Origin of the sequence: Bacillus pseudomycoides DSM 12442 (genome assembly GCF_000161455.1) — a bacterium.
In the GTDB taxonomy this organism is placed as follows: Bacteria; Bacillota; Bacilli; order Bacillales; family Bacillaceae_G; genus Bacillus_A; species Bacillus_A pseudomycoides.
This window is the reverse complement of the sequence record NZ_CM000745.1, coordinates 2,604,617-2,629,775: the sequence shown is the minus strand read 5'-3', so window position 1 is coordinate 2,629,775 and position 25,159 is coordinate 2,604,617. Positions and strand designations below refer to the sequence as shown.

The 25,159-nt window shown below is 34.1% G+C and carries 24 protein-coding genes, 5 pseudogenes and 1 riboswitch; of the genes and pseudogenes, 9 read left to right on the top strand and 20 right to left on the bottom strand.

Translation table 11 applies throughout. The features are described 5' to 3' along the window. Positions 1 to 274: 274 nt before the first annotated feature. Positions 275 to 760: a ribonuclease E activity regulator RraA gene (rraA, locus tag BPMYX0001_RS13170; protein ID WP_033798971.1), complete on the bottom strand. Its 486-nt coding sequence runs from the start codon at positions 758 to 760 to the stop codon at positions 275 to 277. A 426-nt stretch (positions 761 to 1,186) separates the two neighbouring features. Here rraA and BPMYX0001_RS13165 point away from each other — a divergent pair, with 426 nt between their 5' ends. Further along, on the top strand, positions 1,187 to 1,396 hold the full coding sequence (locus BPMYX0001_RS13165) for a hypothetical protein (protein WP_033799665.1): 210 nt from the start codon (positions 1,187 to 1,189) through the stop codon (positions 1,394 to 1,396). 303 nt (positions 1,397 to 1,699) lie between these two features. Here the strand turns inward: BPMYX0001_RS13165 and ybaK are convergent, their stop codons facing one another. After that, positions 1,700 to 2,173 carry a Cys-tRNA(Pro) deacylase gene (gene ybaK, locus BPMYX0001_RS13160; RefSeq protein ID WP_006095305.1) on the bottom strand — a complete coding sequence of 158 codons (474 nt, stop codon included), beginning with the start codon at positions 2,171 to 2,173 and terminating at the stop codon, positions 1,700 to 1,702. 447 nt (positions 2,174 to 2,620) lie between these two features. Between ybaK and BPMYX0001_RS13155 the strand changes: the two genes are divergently transcribed. After that, positions 2,621 to 3,937, top strand: coding sequence for a histidine--tRNA ligase (locus tag BPMYX0001_RS13155; protein WP_033798970.1), 1,317 nt, complete (start codon positions 2,621 to 2,623; stop codon positions 3,935 to 3,937). A 188-nt stretch (positions 3,938 to 4,125) separates the two neighbouring features. Here the strand turns inward: BPMYX0001_RS13155 and BPMYX0001_RS13150 are convergent, their stop codons facing one another. From BPMYX0001_RS13150 to BPMYX0001_RS13125, 7 genes and pseudogenes are all read right to left on the bottom strand, one after another. Continuing rightward, positions 4,126 to 5,112 carry an NAD(P)-dependent alcohol dehydrogenase gene (locus tag BPMYX0001_RS13150; protein ID WP_006095302.1) on the bottom strand — a complete coding sequence of 329 codons (987 nt, stop codon included), beginning with the start codon at positions 5,110 to 5,112 and terminating at the stop codon, positions 4,126 to 4,128. A 274-nt stretch (positions 5,113 to 5,386) separates the two neighbouring features. After that, positions 5,387 to 5,643 (bottom strand): annotated as a pseudogene (locus BPMYX0001_RS33110) (aromatic ring-hydroxylating oxygenase subunit alpha); the annotation flags it as partial. Positions 5,644 to 5,755: 112 nt separating this feature from the next. Next, entirely contained in the window at positions 5,756 to 6,409 is a 654-nt protein-coding gene (locus BPMYX0001_RS13145; RefSeq protein ID WP_006095300.1) for a hypothetical protein, read from the bottom strand. Between the two features lie 387 nt (positions 6,410 to 6,796). Further along, positions 6,797 to 7,555: an SDR family oxidoreductase gene (locus BPMYX0001_RS13140; protein ID WP_003198630.1), complete on the bottom strand. Its 759-nt coding sequence runs from the start codon at positions 7,553 to 7,555 to the stop codon at positions 6,797 to 6,799. A gap of 112 nt (positions 7,556 to 7,667) precedes the next feature. Beyond that, a complete protein-coding gene (locus BPMYX0001_RS13135) occupies positions 7,668 to 9,323 on the bottom strand; it encodes a putative ABC transporter permease subunit (protein WP_033798969.1) in 1,656 nt (551 codons plus the stop codon). Beyond that, positions 9,316 to 10,041 carry an ABC transporter ATP-binding protein gene (locus tag BPMYX0001_RS13130; protein WP_017151715.1) on the bottom strand — a complete coding sequence of 242 codons (726 nt, stop codon included), beginning with the start codon at positions 10,039 to 10,041 and terminating at the stop codon, positions 9,316 to 9,318. Before BPMYX0001_RS13130 ends, BPMYX0001_RS13135 begins: the two co-directional genes overlap by 8 nt. 361 nt (positions 10,042 to 10,402) lie before the next feature. Next, positions 10,403 to 10,597: a hypothetical protein gene (locus BPMYX0001_RS13125; protein ID WP_026008613.1), complete on the bottom strand. Its 195-nt coding sequence runs from the start codon at positions 10,595 to 10,597 to the stop codon at positions 10,403 to 10,405. Between the two features lie 197 nt (positions 10,598 to 10,794). Here BPMYX0001_RS13125 and BPMYX0001_RS13120 point away from each other — a divergent pair, with 197 nt between their 5' ends. Beyond that, positions 10,795 to 10,998, top strand: coding sequence for a helix-turn-helix transcriptional regulator (locus BPMYX0001_RS13120; protein WP_033798968.1), 204 nt, complete (start codon positions 10,795 to 10,797; stop codon positions 10,996 to 10,998). A gap of 104 nt (positions 10,999 to 11,102) precedes the next feature. On the opposite strand, the gene BPMYX0001_RS13115 is transcribed toward BPMYX0001_RS13120, so the two are convergent. The 3 genes from BPMYX0001_RS13115 to BPMYX0001_RS13105 all read right to left on the bottom strand — a co-directional run bounded on the left by BPMYX0001_RS13115 (position 11,103) and on the right by BPMYX0001_RS13105 (position 14,029). Continuing rightward, positions 11,103 to 11,798, bottom strand: a complete 696-nt coding sequence (locus BPMYX0001_RS13115; RefSeq protein ID WP_018766292.1) for a YjjG family noncanonical pyrimidine nucleotidase — start codon at positions 11,796 to 11,798, stop codon at positions 11,103 to 11,105. Between the two features lie 252 nt (positions 11,799 to 12,050). Then, the gene (locus BPMYX0001_RS13110) at positions 12,051 to 13,073 is read right to left on the bottom strand and encodes a tyrosine-protein phosphatase (RefSeq protein ID WP_018766291.1); all 1,023 of its coding nucleotides are present in this window, start codon (positions 13,071 to 13,073) and stop codon (positions 12,051 to 12,053) included. Positions 13,074 to 13,195: 122 nt separating this feature from the next. Further along, positions 13,196 to 14,029 (bottom strand): hypothetical protein, encoded by an 834-nt coding sequence (locus tag BPMYX0001_RS13105; protein ID WP_006095295.1) that lies wholly within the window; start codon positions 14,027 to 14,029, stop codon positions 13,196 to 13,198. Positions 14,030 to 14,156: 127 nt separating this feature from the next. Here BPMYX0001_RS13105 and BPMYX0001_RS13100 point away from each other — a divergent pair, with 127 nt between their 5' ends. The 3 genes and pseudogenes from BPMYX0001_RS13100 to BPMYX0001_RS32055 all read left to right on the top strand — a co-directional run. Next, a complete protein-coding gene (locus BPMYX0001_RS13100; protein ID WP_018766290.1) occupies positions 14,157 to 14,996 on the top strand; it encodes a DUF2785 domain-containing protein in 840 nt (279 codons plus the stop codon). 19 nt (positions 14,997 to 15,015) lie between these two features. Continuing rightward, positions 15,016 to 15,198, top strand: a pseudogene (locus BPMYX0001_RS32060) (NUDIX domain-containing protein); the annotation flags it as partial. Positions 15,199 to 15,242: 44 nt separating this feature from the next. Next, positions 15,243 to 15,527 (top strand): annotated as a pseudogene (locus BPMYX0001_RS32055) (1-deoxy-D-xylulose 5-phosphate reductoisomerase); the annotation flags it as partial. A gap of 43 nt (positions 15,528 to 15,570) precedes the next feature. Here the strand turns inward: BPMYX0001_RS32055 and BPMYX0001_RS13085 are convergent. After that, the gene (locus BPMYX0001_RS13085) at positions 15,571 to 16,692 is read right to left on the bottom strand and encodes an AI-2E family transporter (protein WP_018766287.1); all 1,122 of its coding nucleotides are present in this window, start codon (positions 16,690 to 16,692) and stop codon (positions 15,571 to 15,573) included. A 553-nt stretch (positions 16,693 to 17,245) separates the two neighbouring features. On the opposite strand from BPMYX0001_RS13085, the gene BPMYX0001_RS13080 reads away from it, so the two are divergent. Together BPMYX0001_RS13080 and BPMYX0001_RS33105 are read left to right on the top strand one after the other, a co-directional pair. Beyond that, entirely contained in the window at positions 17,246 to 17,704 is a 459-nt protein-coding gene (locus BPMYX0001_RS13080) for a GNAT family N-acetyltransferase (protein ID WP_006095290.1), read from the top strand. Positions 17,705 to 17,746: 42 nt separating this feature from the next. Beyond that, positions 17,747 to 17,890, top strand: a riboswitch (cyclic di-AMP (ydaO/yuaA leader). Between the two features lie 99 nt (positions 17,891 to 17,989). Then, a complete protein-coding gene (locus BPMYX0001_RS33105; RefSeq protein ID WP_003198661.1) occupies positions 17,990 to 18,133 on the top strand; it encodes a hypothetical protein in 144 nt (47 codons plus the stop codon). 316 nt (positions 18,134 to 18,449) lie between these two features. Here the strand turns inward: BPMYX0001_RS33105 and BPMYX0001_RS34045 are convergent, their stop codons facing one another. The 5 genes and pseudogenes from BPMYX0001_RS34045 to BPMYX0001_RS13055 all read right to left on the bottom strand — a co-directional run bounded on the left by BPMYX0001_RS34045 (position 18,450) and on the right by BPMYX0001_RS13055 (position 21,901). Beyond that, positions 18,450 to 18,704 (bottom strand): PepSY domain-containing protein, encoded by a 255-nt coding sequence (locus tag BPMYX0001_RS34045; protein WP_231382332.1) that lies wholly within the window; start codon positions 18,702 to 18,704, stop codon positions 18,450 to 18,452. Continuing rightward, the gene (locus BPMYX0001_RS34040) at positions 18,676 to 19,110 is read right to left on the bottom strand and encodes a PepSY-associated TM helix domain-containing protein (RefSeq protein ID WP_006095288.1); all 435 of its coding nucleotides are present in this window, start codon (positions 19,108 to 19,110) and stop codon (positions 18,676 to 18,678) included. The genes BPMYX0001_RS34045 and BPMYX0001_RS34040 overlap by 29 nt, the downstream gene beginning before the upstream one ends. A 215-nt stretch (positions 19,111 to 19,325) precedes the next feature. Beyond that, a pseudogene (locus BPMYX0001_RS13060) lies at positions 19,326 to 21,017 on the bottom strand (IS200/IS605 family accessory protein TnpB-related protein). 133 nt (positions 21,018 to 21,150) lie between these two features. Next, positions 21,151 to 21,275: pseudogene (locus tag BPMYX0001_RS34035) on the bottom strand (class I SAM-dependent methyltransferase); the annotation flags it as partial. Between the two features lie 71 nt (positions 21,276 to 21,346). Continuing rightward, complete coding sequence (locus tag BPMYX0001_RS13055) at positions 21,347 to 21,901, bottom strand: CGNR zinc finger domain-containing protein (RefSeq protein WP_006095284.1); 555 nt, start codon at positions 21,899 to 21,901, stop codon at positions 21,347 to 21,349. A 105-nt stretch (positions 21,902 to 22,006) separates the two neighbouring features. On the opposite strand from BPMYX0001_RS13055, the gene BPMYX0001_RS13050 reads away from it, so the two are divergent. Continuing rightward, positions 22,007 to 23,191, top strand: a complete 1,185-nt coding sequence (locus BPMYX0001_RS13050) for an MDR family MFS transporter (protein WP_018781778.1) — start codon at positions 22,007 to 22,009, stop codon at positions 23,189 to 23,191. A gap of 61 nt (positions 23,192 to 23,252) precedes the next feature. Here the strand turns inward: BPMYX0001_RS13050 and BPMYX0001_RS13045 are convergent, their stop codons facing one another. Then, entirely contained in the window at positions 23,253 to 23,723 is a 471-nt protein-coding gene (locus BPMYX0001_RS13045) for a GNAT family N-acetyltransferase (RefSeq protein ID WP_003198671.1), read from the bottom strand. A gap of 230 nt (positions 23,724 to 23,953) precedes the next feature. Beyond that, the gene (locus tag BPMYX0001_RS13040; RefSeq protein WP_026008611.1) at positions 23,954 to 24,826 is read right to left on the bottom strand and encodes a YitT family protein; all 873 of its coding nucleotides are present in this window, start codon (positions 24,824 to 24,826) and stop codon (positions 23,954 to 23,956) included. Positions 24,827 to 25,159: the final 333 nt, after the last annotated feature.

Here is a 25,159-nt window from a genome sequence, read left to right as displayed (position 1 = left end):
CCGCATAGGTAGCGGTTGTATTTGTATAGGAAAGATCCTGTAGCTGATGAATGTATCATTGTGATAACATTCACTTTTAGCGGCGAACCCATTTTTATTTCCACCAATTTCCTTTTAAAGTTATCGTATAAACGACATACCTATACATTCATCAAATTATAAATTTCTGTATTATTTTACTATTGACACGAGATTTTGTCTATGTTTTCTCTGATTTATTTTCTAAGAATAATAGCCGGTTACATTAAATTATAAAGCTTCTATTATATAGCTACTACAGGTTACTATGAATCGGTTGTTTACATACTATAATACCATCTTCATCAGCATACACATACTGATTAGGAATCCACTCAATTTCTCCAAATTGCAAAGGAATTTCTGTTTCTCCTTTTCCTTCTTTTCTACTTCTCTTCGGCATTGTACCTAATGCTAAAATACCAATATTTATGTTTCGCAGTTCCTTAGAATCACGAACACATCCATATACAATAATCCCTGCTATATTTCGTTCCTTTGCAATGTTTGCCAAGTTATCTCCAAGTAACGCACAGTTCGTAGAAGAACCTCCATCAACTACTAACACAGTCCCCTCTGGTAAAGTTTGCAGTGCTTCCTTTACTAATACATTATCATCTTTCACTTTAACCGTAGCAATCTTTCCATGAAATCGTTCTTTCTTCCCATATGATTGAAAAATAGGCTTACATACTTGTACGTCTCCTTCAAAAGCATCACAAAGATCTGTCGTTCTCCACATCTTTCTCCCTCTCTTCTTTTTCAATATATGTTACATATTCTTGTCGTTTTATTTTTCACCTGTCTTATATTGCGAAATTTTGTATACTATAGCTTCTTTCCCATCTGCATAATATTTCAAATTCCGTACATACTGTATAAAGGCTGGTGAATAGCTTTTATACAATTTTGTAGTACCTACAATCTTTTCTCCCTTTCCCTGGGGGCTGAGCAGTTAGCTTTTGCTAGCTGCTCTTTTGTTTTTATAATGAAGCTTTTGTTAAAAAGCTAGTTAACCTCTTTTTACTTTTTAATCATCAACACTGAAATTAGATAACTATTATGTAGTCATGAGTGAATATGACAACCTTTCCTTTTGACCACTCCCACAGCTAAAGCACGTGGGCTTTCCCGCTCACAAATTCTGTAAAAGGATAAGGGTGTGACAATATTGAATAGAAAAAATGATCAAATTGTTATTCATATAATAAAAGGCTCAACCATAAAAAAGTTTTTAATCTTAGATTTGGTTACTGGAACAGGAATTTATTATGTAGTCAAATTTATTTCTTCAAGCGTATTAATTGCACTTATTGGCAGTATCATAGGAACCGAAGGCATTAAAAAGATACCGAAATTCCAAAATAATACGAATTAAATTTCAGTACCTAGCCCCACTATCTTCACTCCATTAAGAAGAGCAAGCCTTCTCAATAAAGTGAAACTTTAATCAGTGGGGGTTTTCTTCATCCCCCACTGATTATTAGTTGAACCAATCGGGCTTTTACGGACAGTTGATCCCCGACCTATCTTCCTCGTTTCTCTCTGAATCTTGAGGTGGGGGTCTTACTGCCCGTTAATGCGGGATAAAATAATAAAAAGAGCCAAATGGCTCTTTTTATTACATTCCAGTACATGGATCTATTATATCTCCAACTCAATCATCGGAATTAATAATATACTACTCAACTACAATATCGTGTAGTTCAAAGCGAATTACTTTTTTAAATTCATCTAGTCCTAGTTCAACTTGATACCCTATCTTCCCGGCACTAAAGATCATTGTATCCAACTCCATAGCACTATTATCAATGACCGTAGGGAAATATTTTTTCATCCCTATCGGTGAACAGCCACCATGAATATAGCCGGTGAGCGAGAGTAAATCTTTAGATTTCAGCATGCTTATTGATTTTTCACGAATGCTAGAAGCTGCTTTTTTCAAATCTAATTCTTTATTGACAGGTACAACAAAAACATAGTGCTGCCCTGATTTTCCCATGGTGACTAGTGTTTTAAATACTTGATTAGGAGATTGTCCTAATACCAAAGCAACATCTATTCCACTAATCGCATCAGTATCCACATAGCTATAATGTTTATAATTGATTTTTTTCTTATCTAATAATCGCATTACATTCGTTTTGTATTCCATTGTGCTAAAATCCTCCTGCAACAAATTTATATGTACTATTTAATATATGAATTGAGATAAAGACGTTGGAAATATAATTTCAAATACATAAGTATTGTAGCTTACTTTGCTATTTTTTAACAAGTAATGACAAGCATATTCTATGACTCAAACTGTTTATATACAGTAGGATTAATTCATCCATTAATCTTGTTTTTATTTTCAAAAAACATTGATATTTCAAAAATCATTTGTTATACTTTTGAAAAAACTTAAGGAGAGATTGAATATGTTTAATTCTAATACTTCTTTCCAACTTCATCATCATCATACATAATGCCGTGTATCCGAAGAATTTTTTCTTCGTGGGTACAGGGCTTTTCCTGTTACCCACGAAGCATTCATAAAGCTATGTGGGTATTTTTATACCTGCATAGCTTTTTTTAATTTAAAAAAGGAGTGATTCAAATGGATGTAAGAAATGTAAAAGGAACAAAAGATTATTTACCCGCGGAACAGTTGTTACGAAATAAAATTAAATGTGCTTGTGAAGAGACTTTTGAACGATATGGTTGTAAACCGCTTGAAACACCTACATTAAATATGTATGAACTTATGGCTTATAAATATGGAGGCGGTGCTGAAATTTTAAAAGAAATGTACACACTACGTGATCAAGGAAATCGTGAAATCGCTCTTCGGTATGATTTAACGATTCCATTTGCAAAAGTAGTAGCAATGAATCCGGATATCAGGCTGCCTTTTAAACGCTATGAAATTGGAAAGGTCTTTCGTGATGGACCAATAAAACAAGGAAGGTTTCGTGAATTTATTCAATGCGACGTTGATATAGTCGGCGTAGAATCTGTTATTGCTGAAGCTGAATTAATGGCCATGGCATTTGATCTTTTCAAAACTTTAAACTTAGATGTTACAATTCAATATAATAATCGGAAGTTATTAACAGGTATTCTTAAATCAGTTGAAATTCAAGATGAACAAACAAACGATGTTATTTTATCATTAGATAAACTTGAAAAAATCGGAATTGACGGTGTACGGAAGGATTTACAAAGCCGTGGAATAGTAAATGACACTATAGAGGTTGTTTGTCATACAGTTGAATCTTGTATGACATTAGAACTTAATGAGTTTAAACAAATTTTCTCAAATTCACTTGTTACGGAAGGAATCAATGAACTACAGCAATTACAACAATACCTTCTTGCACTTGGTATCCAAGACAATACTGTTTTCAATCCATTCTTAGCAAGAGGACTTACAATGTATACAGGCACAGTTTATGAAATTTTTTTAACAGATGGAAGCATTACTTCAAGTATTGGTAGTGGCGGACGTTATGATAATATAATTGGAGCCTTTCGTAACGACAATACATCCTATCCAACAGTAGGGATTTCCTTTGGCTTGGATGTTATTTATACAGCTCTTACGCAAAAAGAAACGGAATCTACTTGTGCTGATATTTTCATTATTCCTATTAACACCGAAGTGGAATGTTTACGAATTACACAACTTTTGCGTTCTAAAAGTACCTTCAAAGTTGAGCTGGAACTTGCTGGACGTAAATTAAAACGGTCCCTTAATTACGCAAATAAAGAGAATATCCCTTACGTGCTTATTATCGGTGATACTGAAATCTCTACAGAAACCATTGTTTTACGTAATATGAAGGAAGGTACCGAAATAAAGCTCCCCCTATCTTGCATTGAAGATGGAACTTTAAAGGACTATTTTAAAAAAAGTAGCCTCCTAAAAGGTTAAGCCGTTCTCTTTTGAAGTATCCGCAGTAGATAAAAAAACAGAGCAATTCGCACATGAATTCGCTCTTCTTTTTTATTGTTATATCAATGTTTTTTGTGTTATTAGAAGGTTTAATCACATGTATAAATGCCATACTGTTTAGCAGCTGCCAAAAAAATTGTTATTCACCTCAGAGCATTCTTTATTTATTAGGATTTGTTATTATGCTCCACATTTATGACAACATTTCCCTTCTTGTGTCCCTGCTCGACATATCTATGAGCTTCCACAATCTCTTCAAACGAATAGTACCTGTCAATAACCGCTTTTATCCTCCCCGTCTCAACAAGTTCTTTAAGGAAGTCTAATGCTTCGGAAGTTTCAGGTGCATTTTGACCTAATATTAGTTTCTTACTACTTGTCAATTTAGTCCATAGCATTCGAACACTTGGCAACGGTTCAACGACATTTATATAGGTACCGTCCTTCTTTAACAATTTGATACAATCTGAAAATGTGCTTTTGTTTACCGCTTCAAAGATAACATCATAAGTCTCGTCTGTAGTAGAAAAATCTTTTGCAGTGTAATCAATCACCTGGTCGGCTCCCAGAGATTTTACCAATTCTACATTTGTGTTACTGCACACCCCTGTAACTTTTGCTCCGAAATACTTAGAAATCTGTACCGCATAACTTCCTACACTTCCAGAAGCTCCATAGACAAGAACACTTTGACCGCTCTGAACGTTAGCTTTTCTAAGAAAAAACAAGGCTGTACGTGCCCCAATTGGAATGGCAGCGGCTTCCTCATAGGTTATATTAGAAGGTTTAATAGATACTGCTCCATCTTCAGGCAAACAAATATACTCGGCATAAGAACCAAAACCCACTTGGGTAGCCGCAAAAACCTGGTCTCCTTCCTTAAACCGCTTGACATCTTTCCCTACTGACTCAACTTCTCCAGCTAACTCCATTCCTAATATTTTTCTTTTAGGTTGGCTAAAACCAAGTGTGATTCGAGCTGGTAACCAAACAGAAGGAGGAACCGTAAAACTCCGTGATCGAATATCTCCTGCTGTTACGGTTGTTGCTTTTATTTTGACCAGTATTTCATTTTGCTTAGGAACAGGTTTCTCTACCTCTTTCAGTTGAAGAACGTCGGGGGGACCGTAATTTGTGTACACAATTACTTTCATTAATCTTCCTCCATTTTGTTCTATTTATTAATATCATACGGATAATATGAATAAATAGAACAATGGTTCACTCTTCAATAATTGTTCTAAACTATCCTGTCCTATTAATTAAAAAATGTATTTAAATCATACTTATTTTTATATATACTTTTTCCAATTCGGGTATCTCAAAAGAGGACGGCTTACTAAAAGGTTGGCCACTTTTTTCTAAATAATCTTTTAGCTATAATTCCAAATAAAGTTTACATAACAATTTTATGGTATTCTTATTTTATCAATCGAAATAGCAATTTCGTCCTTCACTTGTTAAAAATTGAAACCATCTCTGCCTAAACTTCATTTGCGCTGCATCTGCGTATACATGTGCCTCCATTTTTAAAGCTTCCGGAATTGGTCTTGAGTGCTGACTTTCTACTACCACTTGATCTTCTTGAAGAACTTTCAAACTATACCGGCTAAAATATGTAGGAACGGAATTTTTTTCGCAAAATTTCTACCTGCTAATCCAAAAATTATTGTTTCTTCTTCATCATATGTACGTTTTATAGTATGAAAATTCGAGCTTTAATAGACACAAATAAAAGAAGAAACCTATATTGTTTCTCCTTTTCTATAAAATATTCTATTTTATAACCAAATTATATTATGAGAGTTTGTTTAATAGTTGATTCAAATCTTGCTTTGTTTTCGTCGTTAATGATTTTATTCGTTTCACATCTATTTTTTCTTTTTCAGCTGCAACAATTAAAGGATACATGCTTTGTCCAATTGTTTTATAATCAGTTGGATGAGTCGCTTCTAACTCTTTTTCGATTACATCCCATTTTTCATTTATTTGCTTCCCTAGTTTGTTCACTGTATCTAACTTAGGGTTTGCAGCTAATTGTTTATCCAAACTGTCAATAAGTTGCGCAACTGCTTTCACATTCGTTTTCACAGCCACGCCTTTATTTGTATCTTTCGTTTCAGTTTTTCCATTAGTAGCTTGGTCTGTTGTTTTTGTACTTGTTTCTTTTTCTTTCGTTTTCTCATTTGTTGTTTTCGCACTACTCTCAGTTCCAGATGATTCTTTGGAATTCTTTTGATCTTTCTCTGTTTTTTCGTTAGTAGATGTGTTTGTTTCTTTCTCATCGTTTTTCATTGTAGATGTTTCATCAGCATTCGTTGTTTTCGCTTCTTCCTGCGCGTTCGTTTGTTCCTTTTTCACTTGATCTTTTTCTGTGGAGGTATTACAAGCTGTAATGGAGAGCATTGTACCAATTGCTAGTGATGCAATTGTTATTTTTTTCATTTTCATAAAAAGCCTCCTATATTTACATTTTTATCCTCCTCTTTACGATTCTATTTATCCATAAAAATTCCTTTTTGTTCTAACCATCATCTTTCCGACAGAAATCTTCATATTTATACGACACTTAACTATGAATCTAATTTTAAAATCCGCGTTTTTTCTACTCTATATAACATGCTTTATACGATACTTTCTTCAATAAAAATCGGAGGATGTATTGACCTATAAAGAACCACGAAAAATAACCCATATATTCACAATTACATTTTTCACTATCAGAAGTCCCCATTTTCTGACAATACAATTATTTTACACAGAAAATAAATTCATAAAATATTTCTCACTTCGTATTATTTCTCAACATTTTTGTTTACATAATATAATTATAAATTATCAATAAAATCCACCATTCGAATGAATGATCTGTCCTGTTATCCATTTTGCTTCTTCACTTACTAAAAACGTTATTAAACGTGCTACATCCACCGACTCTCCTATTCTTCCAGCAGGAAATCTGGTTACTAAATATGCCTTCATTTCTTCTGTCATCCACCCTGTATTGGTTGGTCCTGGATCAACAGCATTTACAGTAATCCCCTTCTTCATTGCAACTGGTGCTACTGAAGTAGTAAAAGCTTCAATCGCTCCTTTCGTTGCTATATAAGCAAGTTCATTCGGCATTGGTCCAAGCGATTGTCCAGAGGTAAGATTGACAATACTTCCACTCGTTTCAAACGTGTAATTTTTAATAAATAATGTACTTAATAGCATCGTAGCGCGCACATTGACCGTATAATGTTTATCTAACTGTTCTACATCTAACCCTTCAACATTTGTATCCGTAGAATACGCAGCATTGTTAATCAGAATAGACGGTTCTCCTAATCGTTCTGATACCATATATAATAAGCGGTTAGGTGCATAGGACTGAGCTAAATTTACCTCAGCCATTTCACAGCGAACACCAAAATTTTCAATCTCTCTTTTCAATAAAAATGGTTCCTGATCATTCATACTCCACGGCATTGCCTTATCATACCGAGGCCAGTACGTGAAAAAAATATCAATGCCATTTTGAGCAAGCGACTTGCAAATCGCTGCTCCAATTCCATTTAAACGTGTCGCTCCTGTAACAATTGCTATTTTCGTCACTTGTTTCTCCCCCTATTTTACAAAATAAAATATACCTTCTAGTAAATTAGAATCATGCGTAATATTCCTTACAAATAAATCCCCTGCATGAATACAGAGGATTTATCATTTTTTATTTAATATTTGCTAGAATGCGCTCTGCTCCTAATTGTAAACTGCGTGTTACTATTACATTTATAATAGTAAATACGATTAATAGAATGCTAAACATGCCCCACATACCGATTCCAAAGAAGTAGTATAATCCAACAACCACGCCTACGATTACTAGATCCATCGCAATATTTGCAAGGAAATTCCACAGAGTTGTATACCTGCTTTTAAACAACTTCTGCTCTGAATCCCAATGTATATCCGCCGTTTGAGCGTCCCAACGTGTACCGATTAAATTCGTTAACCAAAGGCCATTTGCACTTAGTAGAAACCATAACAACATAAAGAGTGGTGAAACACCGGCAACAATTGTCATGATAAGACCAAACACAGCTAAAATTGTTATATTTATAAGCCATGCTGTAAAGACTTTTGCAAAAAATATATCTGCTGCCTTTACTGGTAAATAACGATTAACAAACCACGAGCTTCCATCCCTAGAAAAAGACGTTGTAGCAATGACATTACTTCCCATTAAGAATAGTCCTGCACAAAAACCTATGCCAAGAGCTAGACCAGACCATTCTGGCTCTTTTATAAATTTTGTTAACCACTTTAAGTTTCCCTCTTGTACGAAAAGAATAAAGAATAGCATAATTGGCATCACGAAAGTTTGCACAATACAATTTATAAAAAATTGTGGTGTTCGGAATAAAATTTTGAACTCTTTTTTTACATAAGCCTTTATATGTGAACTTTGTACAGTCGATTTTTTTAAGTTCTCTGCTGAGATAGCCTCTTTTTTTGCAGTACTCGTCGAAAGTCCGATAACTCCTTTTAAATATGTACGCTGTGCAACATAGAAGAACAACCCAAAAAACGCTAAGGAAATCGCTGCAAAAATCACAACGTATATAATTCCTTTCCAAGAGGCATTTTCTATTAATCCCATTGCACCAAAGTATGTTGTTGGAAAATAATTTGTCATTTGAACGAACAGAGACGATTGGTTATCAGCAAAGTAATTTGCAACCATATCCCCTGATACTGCACTTTTGTTTCTCCACTGAATAAATACATTAATACCTACGACGAATAATAGAGTTAATATTCCGATAAATACATTACTGCGATCTTTATTCTTGGCTATATTTGTATAACGCATAATAACTGTCATTAAGAGTGATGCGAGTACTAATGGAATAACAGGGAAAAATATATAAATTAATAGTGCATATAAATAGTATGTAATAAATGCACCACTTTGCAAACCGTAAACAATAAAGAGTGGAAATAAAATAAAAGATCCCATTACATATTGTGTAATTAATACCGTAATGAATTTCGCCGTAATAATTTGTGATGGTTGTAGTGGTAAAGGTAATAGGGTTTCAACATCATTATTATAATAAAATACAGTTAAAATGTTCGTAATACTAATTACAAATACCCATATGCTCGCAACAGCTAATCCCATTCCGATTATCGATGTTTCCTGACCAATTGATTTCATTCCAACATACATTCCATATGTAAGTGGACCAATAAATATAAAGCCCGCAAATAGTAATGCTAAAAATGAAAATGCATACGCCCACCGTTTCTTTTTATCCGTTATGATATCTGCATAATTTAATTTCAATAATACTTTTGTTAATGTCCAAATTTTATTCATTTCCTGTCATCTCCAAGAACATTTTTTCAAGTGATTCATTGGATTTAAAATGATCTCGCATTTCATTTAAATTTCCTTGGAACTGCAAATTCCCCTTATTAATAATCGCTACACGATCACATAACTTCTCGGCTACTTCTAGTACGTGTGTAGAGAAGAATACCGTTTTTCCTTTATCTGCATGCTCCCTCATCATCTGTTTTAAAATAAATGCTGATTTTGGATCAAGCCCTGTCATTGGCTCATCTAAAATCCATACATCTGGATCATGCAGAAGAACACCGATAATAATAATTTTCTGTCTCATTCCGTGTGAATAACTTTGAATTTGGTCAGACAATGCATTGTAAAGATCAAATCTCTCTGCTAAAAATTGAATTTTTTCCTGTCTAATTGCATTCGGCACCTCATACATATCAGCCATGAAATTCAAATATTCTATCCCTTTTAATCGCAGAAACATATCTGGACTATCCGGAACATAACCAAATGTTTTCTTTGCCTCCATAGGCTCTTTCATCACATCTTTTCCGTTGATCGAAATTGTTCCTTTATCTATTGCATGAATACCTGTTACCATCTTAATTGTTGTTGATTTCCCAGCACCATTCGGCCCTAAAAATCCAAAAATTTCTCCACTAGGTACTGTTAAACTTAAATCTTTCACAGCATAGGAAGAACCATTATAACTTTTTGACACATTCACAATTTCAATCATTTTATCCAATCCTTTCCTCATTTACCAATAAACTATATCTCTATTATAGCATACTTGTATTTTTAGATTTTTACATTTTTTCAGATTGAATAATCTTTCACAAAATCTTTTTATAATTTATTTATGCATTCAGAAAAAGGAATTCACTATTATTCCTATAGTAAGTATATATATTCATTTTGATTTTCCGACATGTACATCACAGCCGCGAAAATAAAAAGGAATCCCCACTCGTTTTCTCCATTTGGTTTCACGTGGCATAGGGCTAAAAAAGGCATTGACCGCTTCTATCCAAAGACGGACGCTCTCTCCCACCTAAAAGGAAAGTTTTATATCGGTATTTCAATCTATATATAGTTCCTTAGCCATTAAAATATATATATATACCTAGACCAACAATTAAAACAACTGCTAACAAAAGGTAAATCATTGTAAGCCTTGTAATATTCCCTTTCGTTGATTTACTATAATTTTCATCTCCATTTTTCCCGACTACTATTGTTCCAACAACAATTACTGCCACAATCAATAAAACAATTAACATCCACTTAATCATGTGTTCCATTTCCCCCTTCCTCTTGCAACCATTTTACAATATTTTTACTGTTTATAACTTTTAAATATTATCATTTTTCTGAACTTTAATTATATATATTATTCACTTTTCATTTACCTATTTGTTTTACTTATTCTTACGTTTGGATTCTCTATTTATTTATACAACAAACCAATTGATGAAATGGAAGATGCGCCATGACATTCACAACAAAAATAAAAGAATACCACACCCATTCACATATGACCCAAGATGATTTAGCAAAGCTTATTGGTGTTCGACGCGAAACCATTAGTCATTTGGAAAAGAGAAAATATAACCCTTCTTTACAATTGGCTTATGATATTGCAAAAGCATTGAACGCTTCTATTGAGGAAATATTCATTTTTGATGAAGTATAGTAAATCCCCCTCTCTACTATGACGTAGAAAGCGGGATTTTTGTAAAATTTGCACCTATTGTTGAGAATAGCCCAGTGTAGCTAAAAGAATTCATTAAAAAACCCTTAGTTCCCCGTCTTTCCTACAATCCTTATAATATCGGTTAAATCACGAATTTCATATGTTGGTTTAATGCCCATATTATTTTCCTTGCGATACGGGTTGAACCAGCACGTATCAATCCCGTAATTTATTCCTCCTTGAATATCGGAAGTTAACGAGTCACCGATAATTAATACGCTCTCTTTATCTGTAATCTGCAGCTTTGAAAATGCATAATCAAAAATCCCTCGCGCTGGTTTTTGAAATCCAACCTCTTCCGAAATGATAATATGCTCAAAAGTATCACAGAGAGGCGACCCCTTGATTCTAGATTTCTGCACATCTGTGAACCCATTCGTGATAATAGCTAGCCGACAATCAGCAAGCGTTTTACACAAGTCTACAGCTCCTGATACCATATGTATTTCTGTCCCTAAATAGCCAAGATATATACTGTTGAATATGTCAGCATTTATTTCAAGCTTATGAGCTAGAAATAATCTCCTAAATCTCTCCACTCCCAATTCAGATAAAGTTAGAATCCCCTGCTCTAAATCCCTCCATAATACTCTGTTAATCTCTTTATAGCTGTCTTCATAATCTACCAACCCCGTAGGTAATCCGAAATCTACAAACGTTTTATTTAATGCCTTTTTTTCAGACATACTAAAATCAAATAATGTATCATCCACATCGAATAAGATAACTTTATATTTCATAGGTACCTCCATTACTCACTACTGCTCTAGTTTGAATATATATTTCAATTTCTGTTCATAATCAGAACGTCTATAAACCTACCTATATTTTTTCTCTATCTTCTACTACATATTGTGTAGCTGATCCTGGATTTCCCCTTCGAAATTCAGTTCTTTTACTACAGCTTTGTTCATTTATTCTGACTCATTCTTCATTTAATAAAACTATATTATATACATAATACAGGATTTCCCATCAAAACAATTTACATATTACCTCTCTTCTAGTAACAATGTTTTCATATTTTCTAGTTGTTCTTTTGTAAAGCCAAGTCCTTTTTCAGCATAGATTTCAATACTGCCAAATTTATGGGTAATTTCATCAATTGCTGCCTGTAAATACTCTGCACGAGCTTCAAACATAGCCCCTAATATCTCTTTACTTTCCTCATTTTGTAACTTTGCACCTAAAAAGGCCATCATTTTTTGATTTAACTTTTCACGGAATCCGTTACTTAATAAATAATCTTGCATCACCGTTTCTTCCGGGACACCAAGAAGAAGTAATAATAAAGCAGAACCGAACCCTGTTCGATCTTTACCAGCTGTACAATGATTAACTAGCGGTAAATTTCCCGGATCTTGAGCTAGCTGTAGAAAGCGTACAAATGCTTCATTACCCTCTACAAAGCCTTTGTTCATTTTCACTAAATATTCACCTGGTTTTCCAAGCATCGATAAATCTCCGACTTGGAAAAACTCATTAATATTTAGATCTTTTGCTATATCTTGCATGACTGGTAAACAAACTTGACGAACACCAGTGATACTTGGGTTTGGTTTATGCTTTACTTCAAAATCTGTTCGGTAATCACATACTAGTTTTAAACCAGACTGTTGTAAATAAGCAATATCCCATTCTGTTAATCCTGCTAATTCCTCTGAACGATATAAATTGCCCCACTTTACTTTGCGGCCATCACTTGTCTCATAACCACCTAAATCACGGAAATTAAATGCTCCTTGTAGTGATAACCTACGTTCAGCTACAGTAACTACTTGTCCATTATTTGCTACTAATCGAAAATAAGGACGTGCTTTAGGGCTTGGATCTTCTATCGTACAAGAAGATGCTTTTGATACTCTTAATAAAAATTGTCCATTTTCCACAATCTTTTCTGATGAAGTACTCCAATAAATAGCAACTTCCTCTACTTCATCTTCCCATAATATATGTAACTTATTATCTAGATTTCGTTCTACACTTGCTTGTAACCAGCTTTTATGTTGTTTCATCATTTCACCAATACTTTCTCTATATAATCCGTTAAATCAAGCAATACTCTATTTTATTGTATTACAAATATACTAGTTCTGTCGTGACTATATTTATGACACTCCCTTGTCTTTCTTAGAAATTAAGAAAAGATTTCTTGTACTTTTAAGAATGTTGTAGTTGGAATACCACGAAATACATAGGCAATCTGCTCGTCACCTAAATCTTGATATACAACTGTGCCACGCTGAGGATGTGTATAAAATTCTAGTCCATTTATCATTTGCATTGAACTGTAATTTTTAATCCATGAAGATGCCGGATAGTAATTACGCTTCACATGGCGACACGCCCAAAGTGCATATAGTTGTTCTTTTACATCCCAGTACACATATTGCATTTCATTATTTCCTAAACCAATAGATTCGATTCGCCAAGAATTGGAGACTGTAATTGGTAAAGCGTTATATTGTATTTCATTTGGTGAAAACCATTTACTACATCTGCTTATTTCACCACCATTTGGTACTCTTGCTTGAAAACTTAATTGATGAAACGGTTTATTGATTTGTTTTTTTGCCTTCTCTAAATCTAATGGTTGCAAACCTTCCAAGAACTTTTCCATTTCTTGTTGTTGCACAAACCCTTCATCGATCGAAATTTCAATCTGCGTTTTCCATTTAGATATGGCATAACTAACTTTACCTTTATAATTCAGCCCCCTCCAATATACAAGACCATTATACTGAAAGCATTCACCTTGTGCTTGATACATACAACTATCAGGAAATGTTGGCTCCATAATATCTAGAAAAAACTCTTTTACTCGAAATACTCCTGTTCGTGTAAAAACTTGAAACCAAAGTGTTTCCCATTTCTCTCCTTCTTGACGTTCCGATACATTTTCAATATGCCAACCATCAAACAATACAACTGGATATAGTGCAATCATATGTTTAAGCTTTTGTTTTAACATAATAAGCTCCCTCCTTGTTGACTACTTCGGGAGAGGTTATTATTTATCCTTGCATGAGCAGGATTGTCCTCGAATATATAGAATACTAGGAAACAATTCATTACTAAAGCACAGAGGAGGAGGAGCTTTGGATATCATTGCATTGCAACAACAATTGGAGCTCATCCAGCAAAATGACTATACACAGATGCAGAACATCGATCTTAACGAGTTAAGTTCCCATATGATTCAAAACATTGGCACGACTGATAGCTATGTACGTGATCAATTAATATATAAATGTTTTTCACACTTTATTCAAAATGAATTCCTACCCCATGATCAATTGGAGACTTTATTAACAACCTGTCTAAGTAATAATTACTTATATCGAGAAATTGCCTCTCCAAATACGGATGGAGTTTTCACTCGTTCTTATACCACTTTATTAATAGGTTTAATTATACAGTTCGATAATTCTCATTCATTTTTATTACAAGAAACAGTACAAAAAGTAAAAGAAAAGCTTATTACATATATGAATCTTGAAATAGATTACCGTGGATATGTACAAGATAAAGGCTGGGCTCATAGCATTGCCCATGCATCTGATGTTTTTAACGAACTCGTACACAATCCACATATTACCTGTTCCTGCTATGAAGAGATTGCTCATTGCATATTAAATAAAATTTTCATTTACTCTACCGTATATCATAATAACGAAGATGAAAGAATTGTAACCACCCTCCTATCTATGCTTTATTATGATTTCTCAAGAGATCAACTTTTTTCGATTATTTATAAAAAAATAAAACGTTTACCACAGCTCAAAAAAAGACTCTCTTGTCATGAATACTGTAAATTATGTGCAAATTTAAAAACTTTTTTACGAACCTTATTTTTCAGAACAAAAATAGACCCAAACCTTTCTTCTGTAGCAAATCGAGCAGAAAAAATGTTACAAGAATTACATAAGTATTGCTAATTCTAAAGGAGAAAAGAAAATGAGATATATCAAAGACATGCGGAAGCTCGTAGGTAATCACCCGCTTATACTAATTGGTTCACACGTTATTATTGTAAATGAGATATCACTTCAACTCCGCACTGATTTTAATATGTGGGGCATTATTGGTGGTGCTCTTGAATATGGAGAAACATTAGAAGAAGCTGCAAAACGAGAAGTATAGGTTTGCAGAAAAGGATTCTACAACTTTGGAGGAATTATCATGGTAAAATATATTTCGAAAAACCAGATTTCAAAAAATCCCCTTGCCTACATTATGCTTATGAATCTGGAAAAACTGGTGGTACAACACCTGCAGTCTTAAATGCAGCTAATGAAATTGCAAATGTACTATATTTTAAAAATGAAATTTCATTTTTTGATATTGAAAAAACAATTTATTCTACACTTGAGGCACATCACAGCATCACGAATCCCTCTTTAGAAACAGTATTAGAAGCGGATCGTTGGGCACGCGAATATGCAAATCAATTATTAGTTAAAAAATGAAAAAGAGCTAAAACAGACACATTCTCTGTTTTAGCTCTTTTCTTTACGTGTTTAATTTAATAAATCGATACCCATGTGTAACAAGCACTTTTAATATCGCATATCCCGGAATCGCTAAGATGACTCCCATAATTCCAAATAGATTACCCGCTGTTAAAATAATAAAAATAATCGTAATTGGGTGAATATCTAATTTTTTCCCCATGACTTGCGGTGAAATAAACTTTCCTTCTGCCAATTGTACAATCATCATCACAATAATGACTTTTAGAATCATTGCTGGTGAATCAATAAAGGCAATGATTAAAGCAGGTAGAATGGCAATAATCGGTCCTACATATGGTACAACGTTTACAATCATCGCTAAAACTGCAAGTAACACGGCGTATTTAATCCCAATAATTAAATAACCAATTAATAACATAATACCAATAAATAGGCTAACAATAATTTGCCCTCTAATATATGAGCTAATGGCGTAATGCATATCATCTAATATAAGCTTAGCTGAAGATCGTCTTTGTTCCGGAATAAATCTCAAAAAGTATCTTGGTAATTGTTCACCGTCTTTTAAGAGATAGAACAATATAAAAGGAACCATTACAAATGTAAGAACTACTTCTGTAAGTGTACTTAAGAACCCAGTTACATTCCCTGTCACTGATGATAGTGAATTTGTAAAATTTATTGTAGAATCTTTTACAATACTACCTACATCAATATTTAAGCTATCTTGAATCTTTCCAATTATATTACTTTCTCCAAATCTACGTGCTGCCCTTTCAACTTCATGACCGAAATATGGCAAGTTATCTATTAATGCATTTACTTGATCTTTAATAATCGGAATAACTGTTACAACAAGAAAAACAAACAACCCGATTACAAGTATGTATATAGAAGCAATGGAAATGATTCTAGAAACACCTTTTCTTTCTAAAAGCGAAACAAATGGATGTAAAATATAAAATAGTACACCAGCTAACAACACTGGAAAAAAGATTGTTTTTAAAAAGACAATGAACGGTGTAAATACAAACGAAATTTTTGTTAGTAGTAATATATTCACAAATAGTAAGGCAAATCCAAGTAGCACCGCTAAATAATTTTGCTCTTTAAAAAACTTTTTCAGTTTATCTCTCTTTCGTAAATTTATTTTCTCCAAATATACCACCTCTCTAAGTATGAAAAGCCCTTAAAAAGGGCTTTATGAGACAATCAGTAATATATTTCTATTTACATGTAGCTTTTACTACAAATGATACAATTAAAGCCGATACAATTGCACCTAATAAACCAACAATAATATTACCAAACATGCCATGAAGAAATCCCTTCCCTTATCTGCTATAATACCTATAATAGCCCCAACGAAAAATGTGATAATCCATCCCATTTTCCGTTCTCTTTTTCTATTAGGATGTTAATTTATAATTAAATACAAAAGTTATAAACCACCTTATTTAATTACTAGCGCTTTGTAATTCCCATTGAATTATAACTATTCACAAAAGGAGATTTACTACAATAACACGAAATTATGTACATACATTGTATCCAAAAAAACTAAATTCTGTCAAACAACATGGAGATTATAAGTATATTAAAATATCTTTTTTCATTCTAAATTAGGATTTTAGCACGATTCGATGTGAATTGTATCTTATTTCAAGACAAAAACCAACCTACGCTCCCTCTTTCAGAAAGGAGATCGACAAATGATTTTTAAAATGAATCCTGCTTCTATTGAAGTTGCATCCGCTATTTTAGCAATCCAAATTCCTGCTTATCAGGTGGAGGCAAAATACATTAACAGTGTAGCAATCCCACGTTTATATGATACTGTGAAAGACATTCAAAATTGTAATGAGACATTTTATGGATACATCCTTGAAAATAAACTAATAGGTTTTATTTCTTTTGTAAATGAAGGAGCAATTATTGATATCCATCGCCTAGTTGTATCACCCGACTATTTCCATAGAAGAATTGCAACAAAGTTACTCCTTCATTTATTTAGCGCATCCCCTGATACAAGTAAATATATTGTACAAACAGGGAAAGCAAACATCCCTGCCCTTTCTCTATATAAAAAACACGGCTTTGTTGAAGTAAACGACATTGTAGTACCCGACGGAATCGTCCTTACTCAATTAGAAAAAGACAGAAAAAAATAAATAGTTTGACTTGTGTGTTTTATTATGTTATTTTTTACTTTATAAAACCTTTTGCTGAATCCAAATTTTGGAACGGGGGAACCATTTATGTAGCTTATGCTACTTGGGGCGAATCTTTTTTAAGTAGGGGAACTCTCACTTCCCGAGTCCGACAGCTAACCTCGTAAGCGTAATGGGAGAGGGAAGGTGCTTTTTACCTATGTTACACTGTATCCCTCCTTAACTATAAAGTGTATGGAATCGTTATCACAAAAAACTATATTTATAGTAAAGGAGACTTTTACAATGTTACGTTTATCAGATCATGAAATAAAAATGATGGAGCAACGCCTCCGATTGGAGCAACAGCGTACGTATCAAGCAAACAAAATTGTAGATAGTTTACATCACAAATATTTTTTTCAACATATTTTTCAGCCGAAAAGATAAATTAACATGTTAAAATTGCTAATAGGTAATGATAGAAACGTTATAAATTAAAAAACTATGCTGCACTTTACTAAGTTAGACCTTTCATGCTTTTTCTTTCTTTAAGTGAAAAAACATTATTCGATTTATTCAGAAAAACAAAACTTCATTACCATGTGTAATGAAGTTTTGTTTGCTACTGAATCACTTAGAACATACGTCCTTTTAGTTCTCATATAATCTTTCTTTCTTACTAAGCCTCCTTATTATGATTATATAGGCACAAAACAAAGCACACTTTCCAAACAAGCAACTGCAAAGTTTGGAAAATAAGATACTATGCTGCAGTTACTAAATTTCTTTTCTGCTTTCTCCTATTCTTTTTCTTGTACCACCACATATATATTCCAGTAAACATTAAAATAGATGGAGTAAGTCCACCGATTACATATAAGACTTTTGTAAATAGTCCACCAAATGTCCCTGTATGTAACGGAAGATGCCAAGTTTGATAGGTAAGTCCACGATCTACATTGGGATCCATCTTTGCGATTACTTTTCCACTATACTGGTCCATCCACACCTGGATCATACGAGCGGCTCATACGAATTTCGATAGCCCCTTCTGCCTTTCCTTGTTTCACCTTCTCTGGAATTCTCACTTGCATAATTGTTCCTTCTGGCACTTCTTTTTCAGCTGTATGTAACAATCGATCAAGAAGAATCTTTCCTCCTGAAAGAGGTTTAGAAATTAGCTTTTCTTTCGCTGGCATCACAGTAGCCTTTGCACCAAACCATCCAAAAATAGTTTTATCATACACAAAAAGACCTCCCGTTAACGAAACGATAAGTAAAAATGGAACAGAAACTGCACCAATAACTCTATGTAGATCAAATTGCTTTACATATTGATTCTTGCTTTGACGAATATTGAACTCCCCCCCACCTACCTCTACACGAGCCTGAGGTGGAGGATTCTCCTGTTTCGGCCCTAGCAAAAACAGTTCCTCTCGTTCAACAAAGAGGATACAACGATATAGAAGTTCCGTAGTGTCCCTAAGACGACCCATTCGATCTTCCGAGGAAAACAAAAGAGGTACAGCTACTTTTTTCTTATATCGAGAGTAGAACACCTTGTCATGCATCCAGTTCCTAGACTTGTTATCTGCTCTGGTAATAAGCGTAGGAGACTGGGACAAAGCGTCCTTTTTTATCATGCAAGTAGCTTTGCTAGTTTTTTCTTTTCACTTTTAAACAAGTGTAACCTTTCGATTTGTAAGGCTTCTTTCGGCTGATCTACATCGTATAGCTGATAGAAATGATGCGTGCGAATATCCAATCGATTATTCAGTTGATGCCAATGACTCCAGTGATGTGCATCTTTCTTTGGAATATAAGGCTGCAGAACCCGCGGCACTTTTTCTTTGTATCCTAATCCCCGGCGCCCAATCGTAAAAGCAGCAGATTGATGAATAGAGATACCGAATTTTCGCATATATTTCATCTTTCCTGCAATCGAAGTGTAAGCGGGATTGACTTGAAAGACAGCCACGCCCCTTTTATCCGCGCGGCCTAGAATTGCACTTGTCATCTTTTCATAAGCGAACATACTCTTCATTCGATTCGCTCACTTATTTCCATAACGATCCCCTGTTTTCGATTGGGTTGTATCTAACTTCTCGATGACAATTGGCTTGTTATACCGCTCCGCTAAGTCTACTAAGCGAACGGCCTCCGCTTCGATTATCTTTGTGATTTGTCCGGTGGATTTACCTAGAATTGAAAAACGGGGGGCACCACTTCCTTTGTAATTCCCGTCCTTCGTTACATTCGCCCAAGCAAAATGTTCGAGATTGCAATCCACACCAATTGCGCCATCTGATGTACTATAATTCGTATGAGAATTTTCTGGCACATCGACTAAACATTTCACAATGTAATACTCCCCATGATCTTCCACAGACCACGCAATCGGTTTGCCATGTTTTTTCTTATTCTTACACTGTAATTGGGTTGTGATTACTTCTTTTATGATTTCTTGTCCATACGGGAATGTAACAGCTGGGAACTTAAGTGTTTTTCCGGAACTTGTCGTCATCCATAATTCCTGTGTCTCAGGCACATACTGAAACCCAAAATTTCCATATTTGGCATCTTTACGGCCAGATAGAATGAGTTGTTTATTTCGAGCACGAGAAAATAATATTTTCCATTTGTCATGGTTACGTACAAACTCATCGATGGTAAATCGAAAGCGAAACAGTTTTTTGCTTCCAAATACTGCGCTTGGAATATGCGTTTTATATGATGCAAGTTTCTGTGTTAAACGAAGTTGTCTGTGGGTTAAACGAAGTTGTCTGTGGGTTAAAAGGCCGATTTTCGCCTGGATTCTTTTGATTTGAGCATCTAAGTACTGGTGTTCAAACAGAGATTCATTCAGCCAAATTAAGGTGTCTTTTTTACGAGATAAGGAGATGAGGTTGTTGTGCTTCACGAAGCGGGTGTTTTTTAGAAACGTCAGCTTTCCTTTCACACAACTTTGTTTGATTTTGCGAAGATTTGCCAGTTTTGTCCGTTCTTGTTTCAACTTTTTCTTTAGTTTCTTAACCTTCTCCTGTGTTTGTTTCTCATATATTTTTTGTAACTCCATTAAACCTGTAAACAATGCCTTCGCTTCTTGCGTCGCACTGTTTGCATAGTAATCATTCAATTGATAATTCCGCTTGAGAACAAGATGAAGACTATCCGCATGCATCTTTCGGTTCCAACGTTTTTCCCGAACAATCGTTTGAAATGCAAAGCGTTTCGCCCGATTACATGTTTCGATTGTCTGTGTTAATGCCTCTACCATTTCATATGGTAAATCTGTCTTATAGATTCGTTTCGAAAAATACGCTTTCTTCACCTGTTCTCACCTCATTTTGTTTGATAAGATCATTATACAACAAAACAAACATACGTTCTTTCAAAAAAGACAAAACCGAGAAGACCTCCACCTTCACTTCGTTTAGAGGAGGGGGTCTTCTCGGTTAAAATGATAAATGAATCTCATCTTCAGAAGCAGTATACGGACCGTACTTTGGCAAAGAATCTACTAAAAAAAGCAAGGTGCTACTACATCCCAACACCTTTTATTGAGCTCTAACATTTTTGTCTGCTCCATTTCTCATTCCCCCAGCTTTCTCAATCCTATTTATAAACGACATTTCTCCACTTCTCATTCCTCTCTAAAATTCACATCATATAACCTGAACGTCCGTTTCTCTTCGCCCGATAATTTTTCACTTTCGCAATCGTACCACACGCTCTCCCATCTTTACCTCCAGCATACATACCACACCAACGTTTACTCCCATTACGAGAATAATCATAAAAAACCCAGCGGCAATCTGGACATGCTTTTAACCGGCTCCATCTCTTTTGATCAATAGCAACCAAAATACTTTGTAAAATCATCGTATACAAATTTTCTTCTCCAATTGGTTCATATGCAACAGAATCCATATTCTCTGTCACACATACTCGAAACGGATACTTTCTAAACCATTCTTGTAGTGTCCCTTTCTCCTCAACCACGAAACGAATTCCATCTCTAAATTGCTTCAGCTCATCCAACGTACCAAAAGAGAGTTCCTCATCAAAATGGTTTCTCATAAATTGAAGTACATCATCTACTGTATTAAGCTCATCTACCTGCTTTCTTGTGTCATTTGGAATTCTCCATGTATTTAAAAAATCTCTTACAACTTCTAATTGTCCTGGTGCCTCTTGGCCGTGACTCAAATTCATTCACCATCTTTCTAAAATTTACTTTTTTCTGACTTTATGTATAATTATAATATAAAACAGTTAACCATTAAAATGTTTTAATGGTTACATCACAGGAGGGATTTTATGAAGAACTTTTCAATACCCATACGTTTTATACTCATTTCTTCCTTTTTCATGGCATTTGGATACTTTGCTGTGTATGCCTTTCTCGCTATTTATTTATCTAATTTTTTACACTTTTCTGCCATGCAAGTAGGAACAATTTTAACAATTATGACTATCACATCACGAGTTATCCCTTTATTTTCTGGTATCATTGCCGACAAAGTAGGCTATATGATTATGATGATATCTGGTTTACTATTAAGAGGCATTGGCTTTATTTGTTTAGGGATATTTTCAGAGTTTCATACTATTTCAATTTCTGCTTCACTAATTGGATTTGGAACTGCATTTTATGAACCCGCTGCACGCGCTGTATTTGGCTCACAACCTGCTCGTATCCGAAAAGATTTATTTACATACTTAAATCTTGCTTTTAACAGCGGAGCTATTATCGGCCCAATTGCTGGCAGCCTGTTACTCATATGGAATCCTTTGTATCCATTTATACTTACCGGATCACTCATGTTATTATTTGCTGTCCTTTTTTATCTTCTTAGAAATCACTTTCAAGTTTCTACAGAAAATGTACAGCTCTTATCTGGATTCAAAGTCGTCTTTGAAAACAAGCATTTCCTCTCATTCTCAGGCATCATGATTTTCTTTTACATTATGTTCACTCAACTTACTGTTGCTCTTCCTCTTCATATGACCAACATCAGTCATAATGAAAAATTAGGAGGAATTGTTATTACATTGAATGCTATTACAGGCGTTTTATTTATGATCGCCTTTAGGAAAATCTTTCACAAATACAATACACTATCGATTGTAAAATATGGCGTTCTATTAATGGGAATTTCTTTTTTACTAATCCCCTTATTTCAAGATCCGTATTGGCTATTTGTTTGTGTTATTTTATTTACAATCGGTGAAACGCTTGTATTGCCTAATGCTGACATTACAATTGCGAATTATAGTAATGAATCTTATACAGCTACATATTTTGGTTTTTATCAGCTCTCACTTGCTATTGGCTTTATAATTGGAAACTATACAGGAACATGGCTTACATCACAGATGCAAGGGACGTATACACCTTGGTTTATTTTGGGAACACTTGGTGTTACAGGTTTTATTTTGCTTCATATTTTAAAAAATATGGAGCAAAAACATGAAAAAGAGATGATTCATACAGGATTATAAACGTATATAATGCAATGAAAAGCACCGTCCAGTCTATTGAACGGTGCTTTTCATAAAATAATTATAATTTTTTTATCATTTTAAAATTAGTCAGTGTAACACCTTTACGCTCTACAGTTTGTGAACAAACAATTTTGTAGCCTCCATGTTCAAAAAATGGCTTAGCTGTAATACTTGCTTCTGTATCAATTTCTAAAAGATTTAATTTTTTCGCCTCAGATTCAAGCATATTTACTAAAGCTGTGGCTATACCTTGTCCTTGATAATCTTTATGAACATACAGTCTATCTAAGTGGCCAGTATGCGTTAGATCGCTAAATCCAACAATTTTATCATTAACTTTTGTAACAAATGTTATATTTCGATCTAATGATTCTTTCCAAGATTTCATTTTAGATTCTTTTTCATCTCTTGGCGCCCAAGCATCCAATTCTAATTGAGAATAATCTTTCAAATTTACTGAATGAACCGTTTCATAAAACAAAGAAATAATCTCTTCAGTATCAGCTTCCTTAAACTTTATAATCTTCACTTTTTGTTATGTCTCCTCTTATTATAATAAGCATATTCTCATATATTTAAAATTTCACCACCAATTTCTTCTTCCACACAACTGCTCTATCGTTCAATAAGAACAAACGAAATGTAGATCATTCCGGTTCATCTTTTTATAAACGGTTAAACTGTATTTCAAACCCACAATAATATCCAGTATAAAAAACACCTTTTAGTAAAACTAAAAGGTGTTTTTTTGTGAAACCATTAATGAATATCATGTTTTTTGAAATTACCGCCCTTTACTTCTGCTACGTCATATACAGTAATAAAGGCATTTTCATCAATTTCATGAATGAGTTCTTTCATTTTACTTTCTTCTAAACGGTTAATGACACAAGTGATTTCTTTAAATTGTTCCTTTGAATAACCGCCGTAAACTTCATTATACGTTGCACTTCGACCTAAGCGATCTCGAATTGTTTCTACCATTAATTCAGGTTCTTTTGTGATAATTTTAAAGGTTTTAGAACCACTTAAACCTACTTCAACGATGTGAATTACTTTAGAAGCAATAAAGTAAGCAATTGCCGAAAGAATAGCTCCTTGAAGACCAAATACTGTTGAGACAAAAATAAAGACAAACATGTTTAAAAATAAGATGAGATCACTTGTCCCAAAAGGTAATTTTCGAGAAAGTAATACGGCTAACATATCAATTCCATCTAATGCGCCACCGTTACGCAATGCTAACCCCATACCAAAGCCGATGATAATTCCCCCAACAACGGTAATTAACAATGTATCCCCTTCAATAATAGTTGGTACTTGGTGCATAAGAACAGTACCGATTGCTAGTGAAGCAATACCGATAACCGAATAAACAGCAAAACTTTTACCAATTTGCTTATATCCTAACCAAACAAAAGGGATGTTAATGACTGCAATTAGAATTCCTAATGGTAATCCAAATAGTTCTGAGCTAACGATACTTAAGCCCGTCACACCACCATCTGATACGTTGTTTGGGATTAATACTGATTCTAGTCCATATGCTGTTATAAATGCCCCAATAATAATCATTAATGCTCGTAAAACGATTTTTAGTTTATGGGACTTGTTCTTTTTGATTGTACTCATATCATTTCCTCGCTTCAAACTTTTTTCTCTTCATTACTACACATTTTTAATCAGTTAGACTCATTCCTAATAACTATTCTAACACATTTCCATCAGAATATTTCTTGAAGTATTTTTCCTCTTTAAGTGATTTTTTTCACAATCTCTTCTAACATGTAAAAAAGATAACCAATTTTCTTTTAAGCTGTTATTCAACAAGGTGCCCGATTGTGGAATTACAGAACGGGCATATTGGTGAATGACTTTATTGTAAGAGTTAAATCCGAGATCGGCCGTTATCCGTCCCTGCTTGTTCAACACACGGGCCAGTTTGTTGAGGATTTTAACAGGCTT

Excerpts from the sequence above, each read along its gene's own strand:
- BPMYX0001_RS13050 (WP_018781778.1), top strand. The coding sequence starts at position 22,007 with ATGAAGAACTTTTCAATACCCATACGTTTTATACTCATTTCTTCCTTT.
- BPMYX0001_RS13120 (WP_033798968.1), top strand. The coding sequence starts at position 10,795 with ATGACATTCACAACAAAAATAAAAGAATACCACACCCATTCACATATG.
- BPMYX0001_RS13055 (WP_006095284.1), bottom strand. The coding sequence starts at position 21,901 with ATGAATTTGAGTCACGGCCAAGAGGCACCAGGACAATTAGAAGTTGTA.
- BPMYX0001_RS13115 (WP_018766292.1), bottom strand. The coding sequence starts at position 11,798 with ATGAAATATAAAGTTATCTTATTCGATGTGGATGATACATTATTTGAT.
- BPMYX0001_RS13080 (WP_006095290.1), top strand. The coding sequence starts at position 17,246 with ATGATTTTTAAAATGAATCCTGCTTCTATTGAAGTTGCATCCGCTATT.
- BPMYX0001_RS13110 (WP_018766291.1), bottom strand. The coding sequence starts at position 13,073 with ATGAAACAACATAAAAGCTGGTTACAAGCAAGTGTAGAACGAAATCTA.
- BPMYX0001_RS13145 (WP_006095300.1), bottom strand. The coding sequence starts at position 6,409 with ATGAAAATGAAAAAAATAACAATTGCATCACTAGCAATTGGTACAATG.
- BPMYX0001_RS34045 (WP_231382332.1), bottom strand. The coding sequence starts at position 18,704 with ATGATCCAGGTGTGGATGGACCAGTATAGTGGAAAAGTAATCGCAAAG.
- BPMYX0001_RS33105 (WP_003198661.1), top strand. The coding sequence starts at position 17,990 with ATGTTACGTTTATCAGATCATGAAATAAAAATGATGGAGCAACGCCTC.
- ybaK (WP_006095305.1), bottom strand. The coding sequence starts at position 2,173 with ATGGAATACAAAACGAATGTAATGCGATTATTAGATAAGAAAAAAATC.
- BPMYX0001_RS13105 (WP_006095295.1), bottom strand. The coding sequence starts at position 14,029 with ATGTTAAAACAAAAGCTTAAACATATGATTGCACTATATCCAGTTGTA.
- BPMYX0001_RS13130 (WP_017151715.1), bottom strand. The coding sequence starts at position 10,041 with ATGATTGAAATTGTGAATGTGTCAAAAAGTTATAATGGTTCTTCCTAT.
- BPMYX0001_RS13135 (WP_033798969.1), bottom strand. The coding sequence starts at position 9,323 with ATGAATAAAATTTGGACATTAACAAAAGTATTATTGAAATTAAATTAT.
- BPMYX0001_RS13150 (WP_006095302.1), bottom strand. The coding sequence starts at position 5,112 with ATGAAAGTAATTGTGTACACAAATTACGGTCCCCCCGACGTTCTTCAA.
- BPMYX0001_RS13040 (WP_026008611.1), bottom strand. The coding sequence starts at position 24,826 with ATGAGTACAATCAAAAAGAACAAGTCCCATAAACTAAAAATCGTTTTA.
- BPMYX0001_RS13155 (WP_033798970.1), top strand. The coding sequence starts at position 2,621 with ATGGATGTAAGAAATGTAAAAGGAACAAAAGATTATTTACCCGCGGAA.
- rraA (WP_033798971.1), bottom strand. The coding sequence starts at position 760 with ATGTGGAGAACGACAGATCTTTGTGATGCTTTTGAAGGAGACGTACAA.
- BPMYX0001_RS13125 (WP_026008613.1), bottom strand. The coding sequence starts at position 10,597 with ATGATTAAGTGGATGTTAATTGTTTTATTGATTGTGGCAGTAATTGTT.